We start from the raw sequence: 20,461 nt of genomic DNA on the forward strand, positions 1-20,461 counted from the left end.
TCACACGTTAGACTGGTAGATCCAGTCGTCCGGTTCCGGGTCCGCGAGACCACCGGCGTTCTCTTCGAGATCGTCGATCGTCCAGAGCGCCCCGTTCCGGTCGACATAGGCAAAGACCGACCCGTCATTGTCGAGCAGGTGGCAGAGCGCATCCGCACCCGGCACGGTCGCGGGCGGCTGGTCCGAACGCACGAAGCTGTCGGTCTCGTCGTCGTAGACGAAGGTGTTTTCCTGTGGCGCGTTCCGGCCCTTGCCGTTGCCCTTGCCGAAATCGATGACGATCTCGCTCGACTGGATGGCCGAAATCACCTGCTGGATCGTCGGACGCTCGGCGCTGGTGGCGACGATGGGCGCGTCGGGCTGCCGGGTTTCCTCCGATGGCTCGGGCTCGGTCGCGGGCACTTCGGTCTCGGCCAATGACCCGTCGGCACCGATCAGGCGGTCGCCGGTCTCGATGTAGGTCGTCATCAACCCGTCCTCGCCGTGTTCGCGCCCGAGGATGTGCGCGAACTCGTGGGCCAGCACCGAGATCAAGTCGATGCCTATGACGCCGCCGGCGGTGAATTCGACATCGTCGGCAGGCGTCGGGTCGATGAACCAGCCGTGACCCGCCGCATCCCGGTCGAGAACGATGGCCTCGTCCTCCTCGGTCCGCGCGACCAGCACCCCATCGAGATCCTCGATCCGGATCACGACGCCGGCAAGAATGTCCCGTTCGGCGGCGGTGAGCGCATAGGCTTCGTCGAGACGCGCGATGACCTCCGCGCGCACCGCGGCCACGTTCGCGGCGGTCAGCGCCTCCGCCCCGGTGCCGGTGGTGGTGGCCAGCAACGTGTCGTCATAGGCCGGATCGTTGGTCAGCAGCGTCGCCGACCCGAAGCGCGAGACGCCGTCGCTCATCAACCCGACACGACCGTCCGCGGTGACGCCGAAGAAGGTTTCGGCGACGACGGCCTGTCCGTCGACCGCGACGTCCACCGTACCCGCCAGCATGGTGATGCGCAGCGTCGCGAAGTCGGGATCGGCCCCCGGCGGGGTCAACAGCGGGCCCGATACGGTTTCGGTGATCACCTCGCCGGCGCCGGTCATGTAGCCGATTTCGACGTCCCCGTCCGCTCCGAGGCGCACGAACTTGTAGTCGACGGCCGAGTAGTAGTCGAAGACCAGCGCACCGCCGGTATCGCGATCGACCTCGGCCTCGAGCCGGACCACGTAATTCGCCCCGGCCTCGATTGGCGCCAGCGCCAGCGCCGGCGCATTGCCGGTTGCGGTACCCGTCAGGATGCCGCCCGCGGTGGTCCAGCTGCCGGTGGTCTCGGCAAAGAAGCCGGTGCCGGCCTCGTCGAAGCTTTCCTCGGCCTGCGGCTTCAGGTCCGGCGGCAGCACCAGAAGCTGCACGTTGTCCAGCGATGCCCGCGCATTGCTCGCGCCGAGACCGATGAAGCCGCTGTTCAGCCCGTAGGCATAGCCATCGACGATGCGCGGCGCGAAGGCGAGGCTGAAGACGTCCCGCCCGTCGACCAGCACCGTAATGGCAAGCCCGTTCACCGCCACCTTGATATCGTAGCTGACGTTCGGACGCAGCTTGGCATTGTCCTGTTCGAGCACATGCCAGCCAGTCGCGTCGCGGTACCCGATCTCGAGCTTGTCGTTCGAGATATTGACCCCGGCGAACTTGAAGTCGGTCGGCGACTGGTAGTCGAAGATCACGTAAGCGTTCGCCTTGTAACCGCCGGTCGGCTTTTCGGCGATGATCTCGGCGGTCACCTCGAAATAGCTGGGCAGGTATTCACCCACGTTCCAGATGCTGACCGCGTCCTGCCCGATTTGCTGGGGCGCGACCGTCAGGCGGCCGCCCGAGGTGGCCCAGGATCCGGTGTCGGCGAGGAATCCCTGCGCATTCAGCGTGCCGTCGTCGACCTGGTTGCCGCCGTTCCCGTTACCGTTGTTGAACGAGGCCGAGCGCAGCACGTCGCGCGGACCGCCCGGGATGTTGCCCGGCTGCGGATCATCCGGCGCGCCGGTCTGATCCTGCCAGTCGCTGTCACGCTGGATCACGAGGCCGATCTCGCCCTCGGGCTCGCCGTTGCGGTCGAGCGCGGTGATGTCGGTGTCGCCGGCGCGGGTGTCGTCCGCCCCCTGGCTGCGCGACAGGTCATAGAGGAAGTTCTGCACACCCGGCGAAGGCGAGCGCGAGACGGTGGCGAGACCGAAGGGCGAGAACGGAACGATGTAGGAGTTGAACTCGCCCGTCCAGTCGATCAGCCGGTCGCCGCCGGTGTTGGCGATCATGTAGTCGCGGCCCGCGCCGCCAAAGGCGCGATCCTCGTAGCTGACATGCGTGTCGGTGCTGTCGGCTGTGGAAAGGTCGTCATCCATGTTGATCAGATCGTTTCCGTAGCCGCCCCAGCCGGTGTCGCGCCCGGTGCCGCCGACGAGCCAGTCGTTGCCGAGATCGCCGAAGAGCACGTCGTCGCCATCGGTGTAGAATCCCGGTTCGACAAGGCGGCCATCATCGGCCTCGAAATTCAGGATGAACCCGTTGCCATCGCCGGTGGCGATCAGGCGGCGCGGGTCGATCTCGTCATAGGCGCCAAACTCGCCTCCGCGCACTGCCTCGAAGCGCAGCGCGTCGCCCGGGTTCGACGGGCGATCCCAGCCGGTCGAGATCAGCGCCCCGCCCGGCAGCACGAAATCCCGGTTCTCGTCCAGCACGACCACGAAGCTTTCGGCGGATGCCTCGGCCCCGGAAATCGCGTCGTCGCCGAAGCCGCCGTGGATGAAGTCGTCGTCCCAGCCGCCGAAGAGGATGTCGTCTGCGTCTTCGGCATCGGTGTGCGGCACGGTGTTCTGGTCCGTGTCGTAGTAGTACGGCGTGAGGTTGACCTCTTTCTTCAACGCGCCCGAGACGTTGATCACCGCCACCTGGGCCCGGCCCGGCGTTGTGATCTCGCGATCGAGGTCGCCCTCGTCGATCCCGTCGACGCCATGCAGGGCCTCGGCGGTGGTGTCGTTGCGGCTGGTGTAGATCCGCCCGTCGTCACCGAGAATGCCGTCCTGCCCGGTGCCGCCCGAGATCCACTCATGGCCCCAGCCGCCGATCAGGTCGTCGTCCTGCGCGTCGCCATAGAGAATGTCGCTGCCCGACATGCCGTAAATGCTGTCGTCGCCGGTTTCGCCGTGGATCTCGTCCGCAGCACCATTGTCGGGCGTTGCGTCATCGTCGAAGAGCGGACCGCCCGGGGTGTAGTCGATCAGTTTGACCGACCGCACCACGATCTGTTCGCCATAACCGTCGTCGTAGGCGAAGGACAGGTAGCCGGCGGTCACGGCATCCACCAGCCGATAGATGTCCGCGTTGTCGCCGGCGATCACGTCGGCGTCACGCGCATGGGTGGCGGTGGCGTCGTTGTTGCGGTCGATCTCTGTGCCCGAGCCGCCGAAGATCAGGTCTTCGCCATCCGGCCGCAGCGCCTCGTCACCGTCGAGCCCGAACATGGTCGAACTGCCGCCGACGATGTCGTCCTGCCCGAGGTTGCCTAGGATCAGGTCTCCGGTGGCATCGGCGCCCTGAGCGCTGCCGCCGCCCTCGATGTAGTCGGCCCCGTCGCGGCCTTCGCCAGCCCAGTCGTCGGTCGAGACCTTGTCGGTCACCAGGTAGCCCTCGGCATCGCGGAAGACCGAGATCGCATCGGGAGTGGTGTCGCGGCGGTCGGAGATGCGCGCGGTGGCCTCGTCCGTCTCGGCATCGAAGCCGAAGTCGATTGTGCCGTCGCCCTGAATGATGTCGTCGCCCAGCTGGCCGAAGATCATGTCGTCCTCGGCCCCGCCGGCGATGTAGTCGTCGCCGTGCTCGTCGCCGCGTGCCGTGTCGGAATGATCGAATACCGTGACCAGCCGCGCCACGGGCGCTGCAGCATCCGGGTTCGCGGCCCCCAGCGGATCGAATACGACCAGAGTTTCCCCATCTGGCCCGGCGATGCGGTCGTCACCAGCGATACCTTCTCCGCCCTCGCCGTAGATCGCGCCGGAGTGAGCCTGGAATTGCGGGCTGATATTGCCGAGCCCGCGCACCACGAAGCCGTTGTCCCCGAGGATAACGTCATAGCCCGCGCCGCCGTCGATGTCGTCGCCACCGTCGGCCTGCCCGGGCCCGCCGTCCGGCGCATTGCCCTGGTTGAGGTCGACGTTGTGGCCACCGATCAGGTCGTCGTCGCCATCCGCCCCGAAGATCTGGTCGGCCCCCTGCCCGCCTATGACGATGTCGTCGCCGGCCTCGGCGTGGATGATGTCATCCGCCCCGCCGTCGGCAGCCGTCGTCGCGATCGAGCTGAACGCGAACTGGGTGGCGTAGTCTTCCGCATCGAGCGGCAGCAGGCCGACGTCGATCCATTGCCCTTGCGCGGCGATCACCTGCCCGTGGTCACCGAACACCAGATCGTTGTCGGCTCCGGCCGCGATGACGTCCGCGCCGGTACCGCCGATCACGATGTCGCGGTCCGCGCCGGTGATGATGCTGTCCTCCGCCCCTTCGGTGACGTCGGTCGCGGCGATGCGGGTCGCCATGCCGACGGCCCCGGTTGCGGAGGCGATGAACTCGACCGCTCCGTTGTCGCCAAGCACGATGTTGGCGCCGTTGCCCGCAATGATGCTGTCGCCGTCCGGCCCGTCGCTGGTGCCGGCAAGGATGACGTCATTGCCGTCACCGAGATCTTCGTCACCGGTCACCACCGCGCTCGGATCATGGTTCGGCTGCGTCGGGTCGTTCTGCGTGGCGCCAAGGCCGTCGTAGTCGTTGCCGAGGATCTCGTCGTCCGAGCCGCGATCGGGACGCGTCGTGTAGGCCGCCGTCACGAAGGCCGTGGTGGCCAGGCGCAGCGTGTCCTCGACCTGGTCGATCCGGCCGAGGTCTGCGATCACGATGTCGTCGCCTAATCCGGCCACGATCCGGTCCGACCCGGTTGCCAGATCGTCCGCCCCCTTGAGGAAGCGCAGGTCAGGCTCGAGCCCGATGTCCCATCCGTCGACGATCTCGAGGAAGCGCGTTTCGAGGTCCATGTTGAAGCCGTTGTCGCCGTAGAGGTGATCGTCGCCAGCATAGCCGAAGATCAGGTCGTTGCCCGATCCACCGGCGATGTGATCGCCGTGTTGCGAGCCGTGGATCTCGTCGTCACCGGCGCCGCCGTAGATCGTCAGGCCGACGTTGCCGCCGACCGGTGTTCCGGACAGCACAAGCGCGCTTGCATCGATGTAGTCGTCGCCGGCGTTGTCGAAGCCATTGGCGTTGCCGGTGGGCGCGCCGCCAAGATAGTCGTAGCGGCTGCCGTCCGCCGAGGTGTCGCCGTAGATCACCAGGAGCGACTCGGGCCCTGCGCCGCCGGTGACCGTGATCGTGTCCGACCCACCGCCGCCATGCACCAGGCTGACCGGCGCTGTCGGGATGCCGCCCTCATCGCGGGCAAGGTCGTCGTCGGTGCGGTCCGAGAACCGGTTGGTGTCCTCGATCAGCAGCGTGTCGTCGCCCTTGCCGAGCATCAGTTCCATGATCTCGATGTTGCCGTAGGCGATGCCGTCGGAGAACACGAGTTTCTCGCTGCCGTCTTGGGCTTCGGAAATGTCGAAGGTAACGGTGCCCGTGCCCATCCCGAACCCGTTGAGCAGCGCGATGGTCTCGCGCGCGCCGTCGAGATCCGGGAAGGAGTTCCCGGTCGTCGTCATCGAGCCCGTATCGTCGTCGTTCGAGGTGTCGTTGAAGATGTTCAGCCGGTCGGCGGAATTCGACTCGTTGGTCACGATCTCGACGTCGATCGGTGCGACCGGCGTCTCGGTCGGCAGCATTACGGCGAGGTTGAGCGAGCGGTCGGCGTCCGTTGTACCGCCGTTGATGACGAGCGGTCCGGCGATCTTCGACAGCAGATGGTCCTCGGGCTCGAAGCGCTTGGTGAAGAAATCCGCCGCCGTCGGCTCGTAGTCCTCGTCGCCTGCGATCTCGACCGCGATGCCCTGGTACCAGGCCGGATCGGGCATCCCCGTCGTCTCGTCGACATCGAAGGTGATCTGCCCGGCCTCGGCAAAGAGCCGTGCGCCATCCACGGCTGTCCCGCCGACAAGGTCGAACTCGGACGTCAAGACCAGCTTCGAGCCGTCCGGCGAGATCTCGGCGATCTGGTAGACGCCGTCGTTTGCGGCGCTGCTCACGATCTCGAAAACGAGCCCCTGGAAGAACCCGGCATCGCGCCAGTCGATTCCGTCGTCGCGGATGATCGCGGCACGGTCGTCCTCGGTGGCCGCGACGAAACTCAGGCCGCGGGTCGGACCGGCAACAGTGTCGGCGACGGTCACGACGGACACGTCGGCGCTGGGCTGGACGAAGCCGACCTGCTGGTCGTTGTAGAGCGTGATCGTCACGTCCTCGGTCGGAGCCGTGGCAAGCCGCACGGTGTAGGTGTCGGTCTTCGACGTATCCACACCGTCGCTGTCGTCGCCGTCGAGCACGACGCGCGTGCCGCCGTTGGTGTCGCGCACCACGACACCGGCGCTGTCGCCGTCGACGACTTCGACCCGGATGGTTTCGGTATCGACATCCGCGAAGGAGCCGCCGGATCCGGAGGAGGTGGCCGTATGCACGAGCGTCAGGCGCTCGAGGCTTTCGACCTCGCCCGTCGGGGCGCTGACGGTGATGGTCTGGGCCTGGTTCCAGGCCTGTCCGCCGACGCCGAACACCAGTGTCACTGTATTCGCACTGCCGTCCGTGTCATTGAGGCTGGCGAGGTTCAGATCGCCCGCGTTTGCCTCGATCGGGCCGTCGTCAAGCGCGATGGTCACCGTCACGGTCTCGCCCGGATCGGTCGGACGCGACAGGCTGACCTCGTAGGTGTCGGTCAGACCGGTGGTGGCGTTGCCTTCCACGACGAAGGTTTCCTCGAAGCTTTCCTCGATGACCAGCGACGGCTTGTCGTTGTCGTCGACGATCACCTGCACGTCCCGCACGGCGACCCCGTCGAACCTGGCCTTGTCGGCGGCATCCTCGGCAAAGACGCTGTGGGCGACAAAGACCTTGCGCTGGCCTTCCTCGGCCGCGTCATCGACGGCCTGCACATAGACTTTCTGGATAATGTTCCAGTTCGAGTCGTCGAAGGTCAGGACGATGGCGTCCGTGTAACCGCCGGACTGCGCGTCGCTGACCAGCACCGTGTCCGCCGGCAGGGCGATGATTTCGACGCCATCGGCTGCCAGCGTCTCGTCGGTCAGGGCCGGATCCTGGGTTCGTTTGGCGAGCGTCAGGGTGTCACCGCTGATGCCGGTGATCTTGTAAACCCCGTCGTTGTCGCGGGTGCCGGTGACGCGGATCGACATGTAGACGTCGAAACCCTCGGCCGCCCAGGTGCCGCTGGCGCGTGTGATGGTGGTCGCCACCGCATTGAAGTCGTATGAGATCGCGCCGCTTGCGGACGGCGTGTCCTGATCGCGATCGGCGCTGGAGGACCGCGCCGCCGAGACCGTCACGTGGACCGGACCCACCGGCGCCGTCGACAGCGAGACCTCGTAGTAGTCCGTGACGATCGAGCCGTCGTCGGCACGCTGTTCCGAAACGCGGGTGCTGCCGTCCGAGTTCTCCTCGTCGATCAGCACGAGGCCTAGGTTCTCGTCGGCCACGGTCACGCCGATGCCGGGCACGAAGATGTCGTCGTAGGCGTTGCCGTCGGTACTCGAGGCGCCGTGATTGATGATCGAAGAGCGCCCGTCCACGTCCGCGGAATCGATCTGCGCGGTCACGTCGCCCGCGACGTTGAAGGTATCGTTGCCGAGACCGCCGATGACATGGGTCACCGCGTTGGCGTTGGTGGACAGGATGAAGAAGGTGTCGTCGCCCTCCAGCCCGTCGATCTCGATCACTTCTTCGGTGCCGCTGAGGGTGATGTTGAGCCCGGCCCCGAAGACGCCGTCCTCGGTCACCACGAAGTTGTCCGCGGCCTCGGTGCCGATCACGACCACAGTATCGAAGCCGTCACCACCGTCGATGTCGACCGGCGCGTTGATGTTGTACTGGATCTCGTCGGCGCCGTCGCCGGCGGCGATCTCGGTGGTGAACTCGCCGGTGTCGGTATTGTCCGACACCCGCAGGAAGGCGCGAACCACGAAGGTGTCGTTGCCGGCCTCACCCTCGAGCCGGATCACGGCGCGGTTGGAGTAGACCGTGAAGGTGTCGGCCCCCTCACCGCCGTAGAAGACGCTGGGGAAGCTGACCCCATTCGACAGCCAGCCGCGGGTGATCTGGACCGCGTCGATCTCGTCGCCCGCCGCGATGCCCATATTGCCAGCGATCGACGGATCCAGCCCGAAGACCTGGCCGATCTGGAACTCGTCGTTCCCGTCCCCGCCGTCGAAAGTCATGATCGTCGAGTTGTCGTCGGTGACAAAAAGATCGTCGTTGCCGAGACCTTCAAGCGTGATGCGCCCGTTGATCGTGCGGTCGTAATTGATGCGCTCGACCGTGTCCGGACGCTCGGCATCCGGATCGCGGATCTCGTCCTTGTCGCCGTGCATCAGGGCGACGAAGCCCTTGCGGCTGAGGAAGATGTCCTGCTCGCCCGTGCCGTAGACGACCATCGTGTCGGCCCCGCGGTTCGGGTCGCCAGAATCCGAAACGTCGATGATGTAGTCCGTGGACTTCGTCACACCTGTCTCAGACCCCCAGGTCTGGATGAACACGTCGTCGCTGTCCTGCCCCCCGTCGATCCGCAGGCTGTCGCCAGCCAACTGCGTCGGCAGGCGCGTGACGAAGATGGAATCCGCGCCGTCGTTGCCCTCCAGTGTCGTGACGCCGTGCAGCGCAACCAGATCGACAAGCGAGATCGTGTCGTCGTCGTCACCGCCGGAGATCAGCGTGACAGCCGCGGTGATCGCCGTGGTGTCGATCAGGATCCGGTCCTCACCGCCCTCGCCGAGGATGGTGAGCGTGCCGCCGACGTCGATGGTTCCGCCGTCGATGTCCACGAGGTCGTAAAGCGCCCCTGCCCGGATCGTCGCGTTCGCGGTGGCGACGATATCCGCCCCGTCGAGGCGCGCCAGGTCATCCGCATCGCCCATGTCCACGTCGAGCGTCGTGACGTCGATAGCGCCTCCGGTGACTTGCAGCGTGTCTTCTCCGCCGTCCATCGCGATCGTCAGGAGGCCCGCCTCGACGCTGCCGAGCGCGGTCACGAGGATGAGGTCGTCTTCGTCGCCGGTCTCGATGGTCAGATCGAAGGCAAGGGCGTCGAGACTGCCGTTGACCACGATCTCGTCGGCGCCCGATTGCGTCCGCAGGAGGCTGTCGCCGCCGAGCATGGCCGTGCCGTTCACGGTCACGTCGTCCGCGCCGCTGCCGGTGTCGACCAGCGTCTCGCCGGTCACGTCGAGCACCCCGTCGATGGTGATGACATCGTCGCCGGCGCCGGTTTCGATCTCGACGGAATCAGTAGCCGCCCCGAGACCGGAGGAGACGGTCACCGTGGCGCTGCCGCTCGCGTTGGCCCCACCGATGGTGACGGTGTCGGCTTCGTCACCCGTGGCGATGCGCAGGAAGGACGCCAACATGACCACTGCACCGGCTTCGAAGAGCACCTCGTCGGCCAGCTCGCCTGTCGTGATGACAAGCGCATCCGCGGTGATCGTGGCGAGACTGCCGCTGTCATCGGCATCCGCGATGATGACCTGGTCGGCGGATTCGCCCGTGCTGATGCTGACGGTCCCGCCCGCCACGATCTCGCCCGCGACGATCACGTCGTCGCCGTCCGGCGACACCGCGTCCGCATCGCCGTAGTCGGTCACGATGGTAACATCACCGGAGGCCACCACGCGTGCGTTGCCCGCGGTCGCATCGGTGTCGATCAGGACGCCGTCGCCCGCCCGCAGGTTGATATCGCCGTTGGCTGTCGACACGGTGACACCGCCGGCGATCCGGATGAAATCGGCTTCGGTATCCACGTCGTCCGTCGCGGTCAGCGTGATGTCGCCGTCGGGCTGGCCGTTCTGACCCGCCACGATGTCCGACAGCACGGTGATCGGGCTGTCCGCGACGATGTCGACCTCGCCACCGGCGCTGACCGAACTGCCGCCGCCGTTGAAGTTCTCGGCGTCGAGATCGCCGTCGTTGTAGACCCAGGTCGATCCGGTCGTGGAAATCGCCTGGATCACGCCGATCGTCGTGTAGAGCCGGTTCGATTCCTTGCCGACATTGCTGTTCGCGCTGAGGAAGGCGCGCCCGCCGGTCACGTTCGAGACATTGGCCGCGGCGCCGTTGTAGATCGCGCCGAGCGCGGAGGTGATGAAGGCGGTCGTGGTGCCGTCGCCGACCTCGAGCACGCCGACGCTCGTGAGGTAGAGATCGCCCAGGGTTTCCTTGACGTAAGTGTTCTTGAAGCTCGACGAGGTGAACGTGCCTTCGGTGTCCAGCAGACCGTCCGAAAGCGCCTGCGCGTTGCTGATGCCGAACCGCGTGTCGATGTCCAGATTGGCGTCCGCGGCCCCGCCGATGAAGCCACCGACGGCCTCGAGTTCGACGTTGAAGCCCTTGACCTTCGCGGTGAGATCCGTGGTGTCGTATTCGAGAATGCTGACCGCGGCCTTGAGCTTGACGTCCCCACTGGTCGACTGCACGTCCTCGACGGTCATGTCTCCGACCGCCTCGAAAATGTAGATGTCGTTCTCGGCCAGCGCGTTCAGCTTGCCGTTTGAACCCGGCGCGCCGCCGCTGCGCGGCAGACCGTCGACACGGGCGCGAATTTCGAGTGCGTTGTCGCCCGCAAGATCGCCGATCTCGTCATCGGCGATCAGGGTGACGTCATTGGCCTCGATGTTCACGAAATCGGTGTCGAGCCCGTCGACGATGGACCCGGTCGCAGCCTCCAGCGAGACGTTGCCGGCCTTCGAGAAGACTGTGGCGAGCTCCATGTCGCCGACCAGTTCCTCGACGTAGATGTTGCTTTCGGCCCGCAGGGTCAGCGTGGAGCCGTCCGCCACGTCGACGAAAATCTGCTCGTTCGTTCCCGGACCACCGATGCTGCCCTGCCCGGCTTCGAGGATGAGATCGCCACTCTTGACGTTGTAGGTGCCATCCTGCGTGCCGTTGGTGATCGACTGCGCGGCCTTCACGCGCGCGTCCGACCCGGCCTCGATCTGGCCCAGCACGATGCTGCCTTCCGACCCGAGGAAGAACTCGCCGCCGGCCGAGCCGTTGATGCCACCGGCGCCCACATTGACGTCGAAATCCTCGCGCAGCTGCACCTGGACCGCCGCAAGCTCGACGAACTGGTCGACCTTCAGGGTCTCTTCCGCGCCGGGCGTGTCGCTCAGCACCACGTTGGTCAGCCCCGGTGCATTGCCGGCCTCGTCCTCGAGCGTCAGCGACTCGCCATTCGCGCCGACCGCGGTAACCACATAGAGAGATTCCGAGTCGTTGGCGGTCGCATCGTCGATATCGCCGCTCAGCAGGATCTTCATGCCGACGAGGAAGCCGTCGAACGTGCCGTTCGGGGCGAGGATCGTGTCACCACCGGTGATCTCGGCGCCGGTGATCTCGGCATCCACGCCAAGCGGATCGAGCGCCAGGGCCGAGATCTTGATGTCCGAGAACGCTCCAATCTCTGTAAGCGCCGGGTTCGCCGAGGTATCGAGCACGATGGTGTCCGAGGTCACCGACAGGATGCGGTAGAACGGACCCTCCTCGGTGGCATTGCCCGTGGCACCCTCGAGTTGCAGCACGTCGCCGGCCTTGAAGATCGTCGCCAGGTCCGCGACCGGGATCAGGTTACCGAAGACCGGTTCGTCCAGATCGTCGATGCGCGCATCGGTGAAGCGGATCGAGTACTCGTCGTTGGAGGCGTCGAAATCGCCCTTGTCGTCGAATTCGAATGCGCCCTCGCCCACGATGCGATCGGTGGTGAGGTAGAAGAGGTCCGTCCGCTCTGCCGCACCGAGGATGACGCGCTGCTCATCGGTCAGGTCGACAGATGTTCCGGCGATCTCGATGTAGGCCTCGCCCGATGTCCGGCCGATATCGCCAGAGACGACAAGCGTGACCGCACCGCCGGCAGTGACGTTCGGATCCTCGATCGTGGTCTGGGTGTCGGAGACCGGATTCAGCAGCCCCGCGCCGATCCCGGCCAGCAGTTCTTCTTCGGACCAGAGCCGGATGCCCGAGCGCAGCTTGTCCATCTCTTCCTGCGTCAGCGTGGCCACGAAGTCGGGGTCGTAGGCTTCGTCCGTGCCGTCGCCGTCGAGATCGGCATAGGTCTGCTGCAGCGTCCGGAACTCTTCCGAGCGCGTGTTGAGCAGGGTCGTGATCGCATTCGTGACCTGCTGGTCCGTGGTCGGCACGCCCAGCTGTGCTGCGTAGAAGCTGCGGTACTCCGCTTCCTGCGTGGCCGTCAGAGACAGCGTTTCGCTCGGCCCCAGACGGAAGCCGTCGACCCCGTCGCTTTGCCCGGTTTCGGCGATGCGCATCTGCCAGTAGGTGTCGTACTCGGCCTCCTTGGCGGCTTTGAGTGCATCGAAGGTCTCTTGCACCTTGACGCTTTCGTAAACGTCGTCGTCGGTGTCCATGATCCCGTCGTCGCCAACGCTGACGAAGACGCCGTCGGTCAGCTTTAGCTGCGACCAGACGCCGCCGCGCAGCTCCTGCACGGTGCGATCGTCGACGGATTCCACCCGGTTGGCGTCCAGCAGATCGCCCGAGACGACCTCGATCTCGACGTCCGTGGTGGCTGCGATCAGTTCGACCGCGAAGTCGCCGGTCTGCTCGGCCACGTAGACCGATCCGCCGCTGGCGTTGAACTTGTCGGCTTCTGCGGTGCCCATGTCGACGCGCAGCCGGCCCTGGCCGGAGCCTTCCGCCTCGCCCACGTCGCCGCGCTGGCTGACCAGTGTGATCGAATTGCCCGAAACCTGGCTCGATCCGTTTTCGGCCCGCATCGTGCCGTCCGCGGTCAGCACGACATCACCACCGGCAGAGACGGCGCCCAGCACCATCTCGCCGTCGGTTTCCTCGATGAAGATGTCGCCCGCGGCATCGGCGTTCAGGACGCCGCCCTCGAGGTCGACATAGACCGGGGTCACGGACGATCCGATCTCGTCCTCCGAGAGCCCGCCGGTGTCGCCCAGCGTGACGTTCACGCCCTGGACGGTCGCCGAAGATCCCTCGGACACGATCGCTCCCGAGGTCACGATGCGTGTCGTGCCGGTGTCGTTCTGGATCCCGCCGCGCAGGATGACGTCGGCCGCGCCGCCGTCGACGTCGATCGTCGCTGCGGCCTGGCCGGTGAAGACGATGTTGAGGTCGTAGTCGGCCTTGATCGTGTGGGTGAAGATCGTGGTGTCGAAGGAGGTCGTGGTCTCCTTCGTGTAGTAGGTTTTCTTGCCGTACCACGAGCTTTCGGTCCAGCGTTCGGTGGTCGTGTTGGAGCTGTTGTTGATCACGCGCGACGCGTAGGTATAGGCGTCCGCGTTGAACTGCCCCCCTTCGTCGTAACGTGAATCGTTGCTGTCGACCTTGAAGTAATAGTTCGAGTTGTCGATCAGCTCGGGCGGCCCGAGCGGCGTCACGTCGGGACCGTCGATTACGTTGCCGGGATCCCTCGCCAGCGCGTCGATATTGAGCCACTTCGAGGTGCCGTAGGTGGTTTCGGTCACCGTCCGCTCGGACAGTCCGACCGACCAGCCATAGCGCCAGCCCTCGGTCACGTCGTAGCTGAACGTCTTCTGGCCCTGCGCGACGGCCTGGTCCACACCGTCCACGTTCAGCGTCACCTGGCCGTTTTCGTCCACCTGATAGATCGAGGCATAGGGCACTTCGACGGTTTCGGTCACGAGGTTGCCGTTGGCGTCGATCACCTGCTGGGTGCCGGTCGACGAGCCCTTGGTGCGGTCCTTGATGATCAGGCTGCCCGAGCCGCGCTCGCTGGCGTCGATGCGCTTGATCACGAGGTCGACGTCGAGACCGGAGGAAAACACCATGTCGTTGGTGATGTCGATGTCGGCATAGCCGCCGAAAACCCGGATCTCGCCCTGCTGGGTGTTCAGAATATGACCCGTGAGATCGACGAAGCCGCCGCGCGGGCGCAGCTCTTCGATCAGCACCTCGTTCAGCGCGACGTTGTAGCGAACCGCGAAGTCCTCGTTGTCGGTCTCGAGTACCACGATGCCGGTCTCGGTGCCATCATCCTCGAGCGCCTGGATCTGGTCGCGCACTTTGTCGTCGAGCGTCAGGGCATAGTCTTCCTTGCCGCTTTCGATGATGCCGTTGATGTTGATGAACTCGGCGTCGATCGAGATCCGTCCCGCCGAAAGCGACGGTTCGTCGGACGGCACGATCAGGTCGTTGAGATAGGCCTCGTAGGCTGCACGCGCGGCGGCGCTGCGTTCGGCGTTCAGGGTGCCGGTGTTCTGGAAATTGGTGCCGGTGAAATCGTTCCAGATCGAGGCTGGCTCGCCCTCGACGTTGTAGGCGGTGATCCCCTCGATGAACACACTGCCGCCGGCGATCACGGTCAGGTTCTTCGCTGTAACCGGGGCCTCGATGACGATGTCGCCCTGCCCGCTCTGCAGGGTCTTGAGAATGACATTGCCGCGCAGGTTCGTGATGCCTTCCAGCACCGGAATGCCGTCGGAATCGGTGACCAGAGCGCCCGAGACGATGATGTCGGGCCAGGGCGGCAGGTCCGCCGTGCCGGCGTTGAGCACGTTGTAGGTGTTCTCGACCCGGATCTGCGGCAGGGCGGCGTCGGGATCGTTCAGGTCACCCGTCCCGAAGATGCTGGTAAAGGCCGGCGTCTCGGTCGAGCGGCGCGGACCCGGTTCGATGGTGAGAGCCGGCTCGTCATCCTTGAGATCGTTGTTCTCGTTGTCGTCGTCGACGTTGATCTTGTTCTCGGCCCGGATCGTTGCATTCTGGTTCGCGATGTCCGCGAAGGTCGGATCGGGATCGGAAATGACGATGCCGTTGAAGGTCACGCCGCCGTTGACTTCCGGGATCTCCAGCACGGTGATGTTGATGAAAGCGGCAGTGTTGTTGACGATATCGATGACCGCATCGCCGGGGGCATCGAAGGATCCGGTTCCGTAAAGCTGGTCACCGAAGATCTTGATGATCCCGGCCTGCGCCACGGTCGGGTCGATGGTGACGGTGACCGCGTATTGCTCTATGGGCTGGATGACGACGTTCGCCTTCAGCCCGGTGATCTCGCCATTGTCGAACTCGAAGATCGCTTCGAGATACTCCTGCTCGGTGGCGTAGTCGCTGCGCAGGATTTCCTGACCCTCGACATCGAGCCCGTTCGGAACCAGCTCCAGGGCGACGGCCGAGAATTCCTCGAGCATCTGGCGTTCGAGGCGGCGCATTTCGAGATCGTAGAACTCCACCAGTGCTGGGTTCACATACTCGTCGTAAGGGTCTGAATTGTTTGTCAGACCGTCGTTCGCGATCACCAAGTATCGGTTCAGGTTCTCCTGCGCGTCGCGCCAGGCTTTCTCGAGCGAGGATTGCACCTGCTCGGTGCCCACGGTGAAACCGATGTCGGGCGCGAGGCCGTCTGCCATGCCGCCCTGTCCGTAGGCGTCGACCGTCACAATCTGGTTCGCCGCCTCGCCGGGATCGAGAATCTCGCCGCCATCGCTGGTGCCGCTGATGCCTTCCAGAACGAGGTACTTCTGGCGTTCCGCGCCGGTCTTGAGCAGACCGTGGTTCACCACTTCGCCCCAGGCTTCGAGGCTGGTGGTGCCGTCGAAGGTCTCGGTGTTGCCACCGAGCGCCGCGTTGACCCCGTCGGTGGCCGCCGACGCCCAGTTGACCCCCTTGGCCTGCGCCGTCAGATCGGCGCTGCCGAGATCATCGGCGATGATCGTGAGGTCCTGCAGCGACTCCACCGTGGCCAGTTGCTGCGCCGTCGCGTTCGCGGTGTCGCCGATCTGGACCTTGTTCGACAGGAAGAGCTGCGCCTGCGCGTCGAGATTGTCGATCGGGATCGCGGAGCCCGCGAAATTGTCCGTGCGCGCCTCGAGCTCGTAAAAATCCGCCTCGACGTTGGCATTAGCGCCTGCCCGCAGGACAAGATCTCCGCCCGCCAGGATCGTGGCCCCGTCGCCGACCGAAATGAAGTTCGTGGGCTGGATGTTGTTTTCGTTGCTGACGTCGTTCGGGGTCATGCGTATGATCGAACGCCCGATCGCGACCGTCGCCGCGCCGTAAGTTTCGGAATTCGACTGCAGCGAGATGACCGCCTCGCCGTTGGCCGACACATCCATGTCGCCGACACTGACGACGGAGGAATCGGTGTCAAAGCGCACCTTGGCAAGGTTCTGCTTGACGTCGAAGACCGTGAAGGCGCCCGCGCCAGAGAGCGCGCCGGCGGTGAACAGGTTCACCGTGTCGTTCACGTCGAACTTGTTGAGCGCGCTCAGGACGAACTGTCCGGCGGTCAGCAATTCGCCGGACTGGGCGAGGGCCGCGTGGCGACCGACTTCGACCACGGTCTCGACGTAGACGTTCATTTCGCTGTCCGCGGACGCTGCCGCGGCCAGTCCGCCGGTGTCGCCGTCGATGTTTGCGCCAATGTCAGGCTTGCTGACGATGTTGGTGGCCGTCATCAGCAGGTCTCGCGCGGTCACGCTTGCGCCCTCGCTCGCGCTGGCACCGTCCTCGATCCGGGTGAAGACGTCGGAATCCACCGTGTGCTGCGTGACGGCCCCCGAGCCCGCGATGACGCCACCAGAATCGCTGTCGACCTTGCCGTTGAAAATCGCGTCATGCACCGCCGTAAAGGCCAGCGTGTCGGCGACAACGGTCGAATCCTTGCCGATCAGGGCCTCGGTGCGCGAATTCGTCGTTGTGTTCGCCTCGCCCGCCGAGCCCGCGACCAGGCCGCCCGACCCGGTCTCGGCGTCCGAGCGGTTGTCGTCGACACCATTGGCCGAGACGGTCAGGATCCGTGCGGAGACCATTGCGTCCTCGCCGATTTCCGACAGGGTCGTGGCATTGGACGTGACATAGGCGGAAGAGGAACCGGCACCGACGAGGCCGCCGGCGTTGGCGTTGCCGTCCGCCCGGTTGAAGGACCGGTTGATCGCGGATGTGCTGACCACGTCGGCGGTGATGTCGGCGGCGTCCGAGATCGCCGCGCGCACGTTGCTTTGCATGTCGGCATAGGCATTGACCGAGGCCGCGCCGAGCAGCAGGCCGCCCGAGGAACTGGTGGCCTTGGAATAGGTGTTGCCCGCCGGAGCGCTGCCGCGCAGCCCGTAGAGGTCGACCAGCGATCCCTCGCCCAGTTCCGCGACCGCGCTCACGGTATCGGCAGTGATGTCGCCGCCAACATAGGCGTCGATGTCGGCCTCGAACTCGGCCCGCGAAAGCGACGCGCCCATCGACAGGCCGGTGCTCACGCTCAGACCGAAGGCGATCGCTTCCGCGCCGCCGCCCGCGAAGGCCTCGACCAGAAGCTGCCCAACTTGGTAGGTCGCACCGTCGGCATAGGCCTGTACCGTCGGGCGCACGTCGGCAATCGCGTTCGAGCCGCTTGCGGCCAGCGAGGCGAGGCTGGTCGAAACCGAGGCGACACCCGAGCGGGACGAGGCCCAGAAGGCGCTGTCCGCATCCACCGTGACCGCGCCGTCGACGTCGATCGTGTCCGTCGAGGTGCCGGTGACGAAGCCGCGCAGGACGCTGTCGCCCACGGCGACCGTCGACACGCCCCCGGCCGAGACCGAGAACCCAATGCCACCGGCCGACACGGCCGCCGCGGCACCGATGGCCGCGATCGAACCGGTGTCGCGCGCGTCCACGTCGAGTGTGCCGGCGGTGACGTCGGAACCGGACACCGAGGCTTCGATGACGTTGGCGACATAGTTGCCCGAGACGGCTTCGGCCGCACTGACTGACCCGCCGAAGCCGGCAACGACCAGAGCGATGCTCGCTGCACCCGTGTAGCTGCGGATATCGGCGTCGTCCGTTGCCTCGACGGTGACGATATCGGCGGTCACGGTGGCATTCGCGATCTGCGCCGCAACGCCGTAGCCGATCGTGTTGAGCGCGTCCGAGGCCATCACGGCCCCGGCGGCCCCGACGAATCCGCCGGCCGCGGCGACCGAGAAGCCCAGAACGATCGCATCGATGCTCGCCGTTGCCTGCGCGTCCACGGTCACGTCGCCGTTGGCGGTGACCGTCGCGCCATCGATCGAGGCAAAGACACCCGCAGTCGGCAGGACCGAACCGGCGTTCTTGTCGAAGTCGCTGTTGATGTTGAAGCTCTCGGCGCCGATCGAGTTGAGGGCCGACGAAGAGCCGAGCGAGGCCGCGATTCCGACCGCACCCACGGCAAGGGACGCCGAAGCCGACAGCACCAGCGCATCGATCTCGGCATCGCCGGTGGCGGTGACGCTGATGTCGCCCTCACCCAGCGGGTTGATCGCCAGGCCGGTGCGGTCGGTGATGGAAACGGAGGCGATCCGATTGAAGTTGAGCTTGAAGTCGCCCTGGAAGTCGCCGCCGGCATCGAGGAAGAGCGTCTCTCCGTCGCCGGAGATCGCGTCGATCAGGTAGGTGCCGTCGACGGTATCGTCGAAACCCGTCACATCGACGTAGTATCCCGCCTGGAAGCCATCGGTGGTCCAGTTCCCGGCACCGTCCAGCCAGGCGATCTCGGGCCGGCTGCCGGAGGCCGTGGCGATGGTCCGGAAGTCGAGCTTGGACGAATTCGTTGCCGCGGTCGCGGCCGAGAAATCCGCGGCCGTCTGGTCGACAAGATCGAAATCGATGCGCAGGTTCAGCGTCTTGCCGCCATTGGTGATCGACTGCACGACATAGGTGCCATCGTTGAGGCCGGTGCCGGTGACAAGTATCTCCTGACCGGCGGCGAAATCGTCCGCACTCCAGCTGCCGCTGGTCCGGATGATTTTCGCGGTCGAGCCGATCGCACCGGTCTTGGCGACGAACTCGAGCCCCGCCGAGACATCGACGGGACGGACCTGCGCCTCGACCACCGAACCCTGGTCGATGGTCGCGGTCGTCGTGCTGAGGATCACGTTATGCGCCTGCGCGCCACCGCCCGCGACCGCGCCGGCCACGGCGCCCGCGGCAAAGGACAGCGAGGCCGCCGCCGAGACCGCCTTGATCTGGGCGTCGTCCATCGCGTCGACCACGACGTTGCCATCGCGCGCGCGTACGAAATCGTCGGCGTTCGAAATCGACGCAGTGGTCTCCGTCCCGATCGTGTTGGTGGCATCCGCCACCGCCAGCGAGACCGAGAAGGCAGCCCCGCCGAAGCTCGCCGCGATGGCCAGCGCCCCGGTGAAGGCCTCGATGCGCGAGACGTCCTCGGCCTCGACAAAGACGTTGTCCGCAGCGATGCCACTGGCACCATCGCCGTCTATGTAGGCCGAAATCGTCGCGGCGATGCGGTTGGTGCCGAAGGCTCCGGCCCCGGCGATGGAGACGCCGACCGCCCCGCCCGACAGCGCGGCGGCGCCCGAGATCAGCAGCGATTTGATGACCTGTTCGCCGCGCGCATCGACGACCAGATCGCCCGCCGCATCGACACTGCTGTCGGCGATGTAGGCGCTGACCTTGCCGGCGGTCCGGTCCCGGTTGCCGTCGAGATCGTAGCCGATGTAGTTCTGCGCAAAGCCAAGCCCCAAAGAGGCCCCGACGCCCGCCGTGCCGACAGCGGCGGACAGAGCCGCGGCGACCACGATTGCGTTGATCTCGCTGCGGCTGTCGGCATCCACGGTCACGTCGCCTTCGCTGTCCACGAGGGTCGTGCCGGTGATGTGCGCCGCCACGTTCGACCGGATCGAGTTCAGCGCCACGGCGCCCGCCCCGGACACGCCGGCCGAGAACCCGGCCGAGCCCGCAATCGTCAGAGCCGCAGCCGCAGACACCGCGCTGATGTTAGCGCGTGTGCCTTCCCAGTCGCCGGAAATGGCATTGTAGACGATGTTGTAGCTGCGCCCGAGCTCGTCGACGAAGCTCCAGGCGACACCGCGCGTCTCGTCCTCGTCACGCGACTCGGCGTCGCCCGGCGAAGTGTCTTCTTCCTGCGTCACGGTGATCCGCAACTTGTCGGCCAGCGCATTGGCGTCCGCAGCACCGGCGGGTCGCGTCTTGCCGGTCAGCGCCTCCCAGAGCGCCAGCTTCAGAGCGCGGTCGGCGGACTGGTCGGCGGAATTGAACTTGGTCTCGTCGTCGCTTTCGCTGTCGGTGCCCTTGTCGTCGATCTCGTCGACGTCCGTGCCGGTCGCGTCATCGAGCGCGGCCGCACTGATGCCGCTGACACCCGAAAGATCGGCAATGTCGCCCGCAGTTTCGGGCGACGCGGCCTTGACCGTCACGCCGCCTGCCCCGATGTCGATCTGATCGGCGTTAAGGATTTTCGCCTCGACCTCGTTGGCGATCTCGTTGATCGCGATCGACACGCCGAGCGCCACCGCG

The 20,461-nt window shown here is 65.8% G+C and carries 1 protein-coding gene (only partly in view); it reads right to left on the minus strand.

The window, feature by feature from the left end:
• Positions 1-20,461: the 3' portion of a calcium-binding protein gene (locus tag R5H30_RS01585; RefSeq protein ID WP_318326231.1), read on the minus strand. The gene runs 13,025 nt beyond the window's last position; 20,461 of the gene's 33,486 nt are visible here — the last part of the coding sequence; the start codon falls outside the window, past its right edge; the stop codon is at positions 1-3.

Source organism: Roseobacter sp. FCG-D35 (assembly GCF_033436665.1).
GTDB lineage: Bacteria > Pseudomonadota > Alphaproteobacteria > Rhodobacterales > Rhodobacteraceae > JAWQFO01.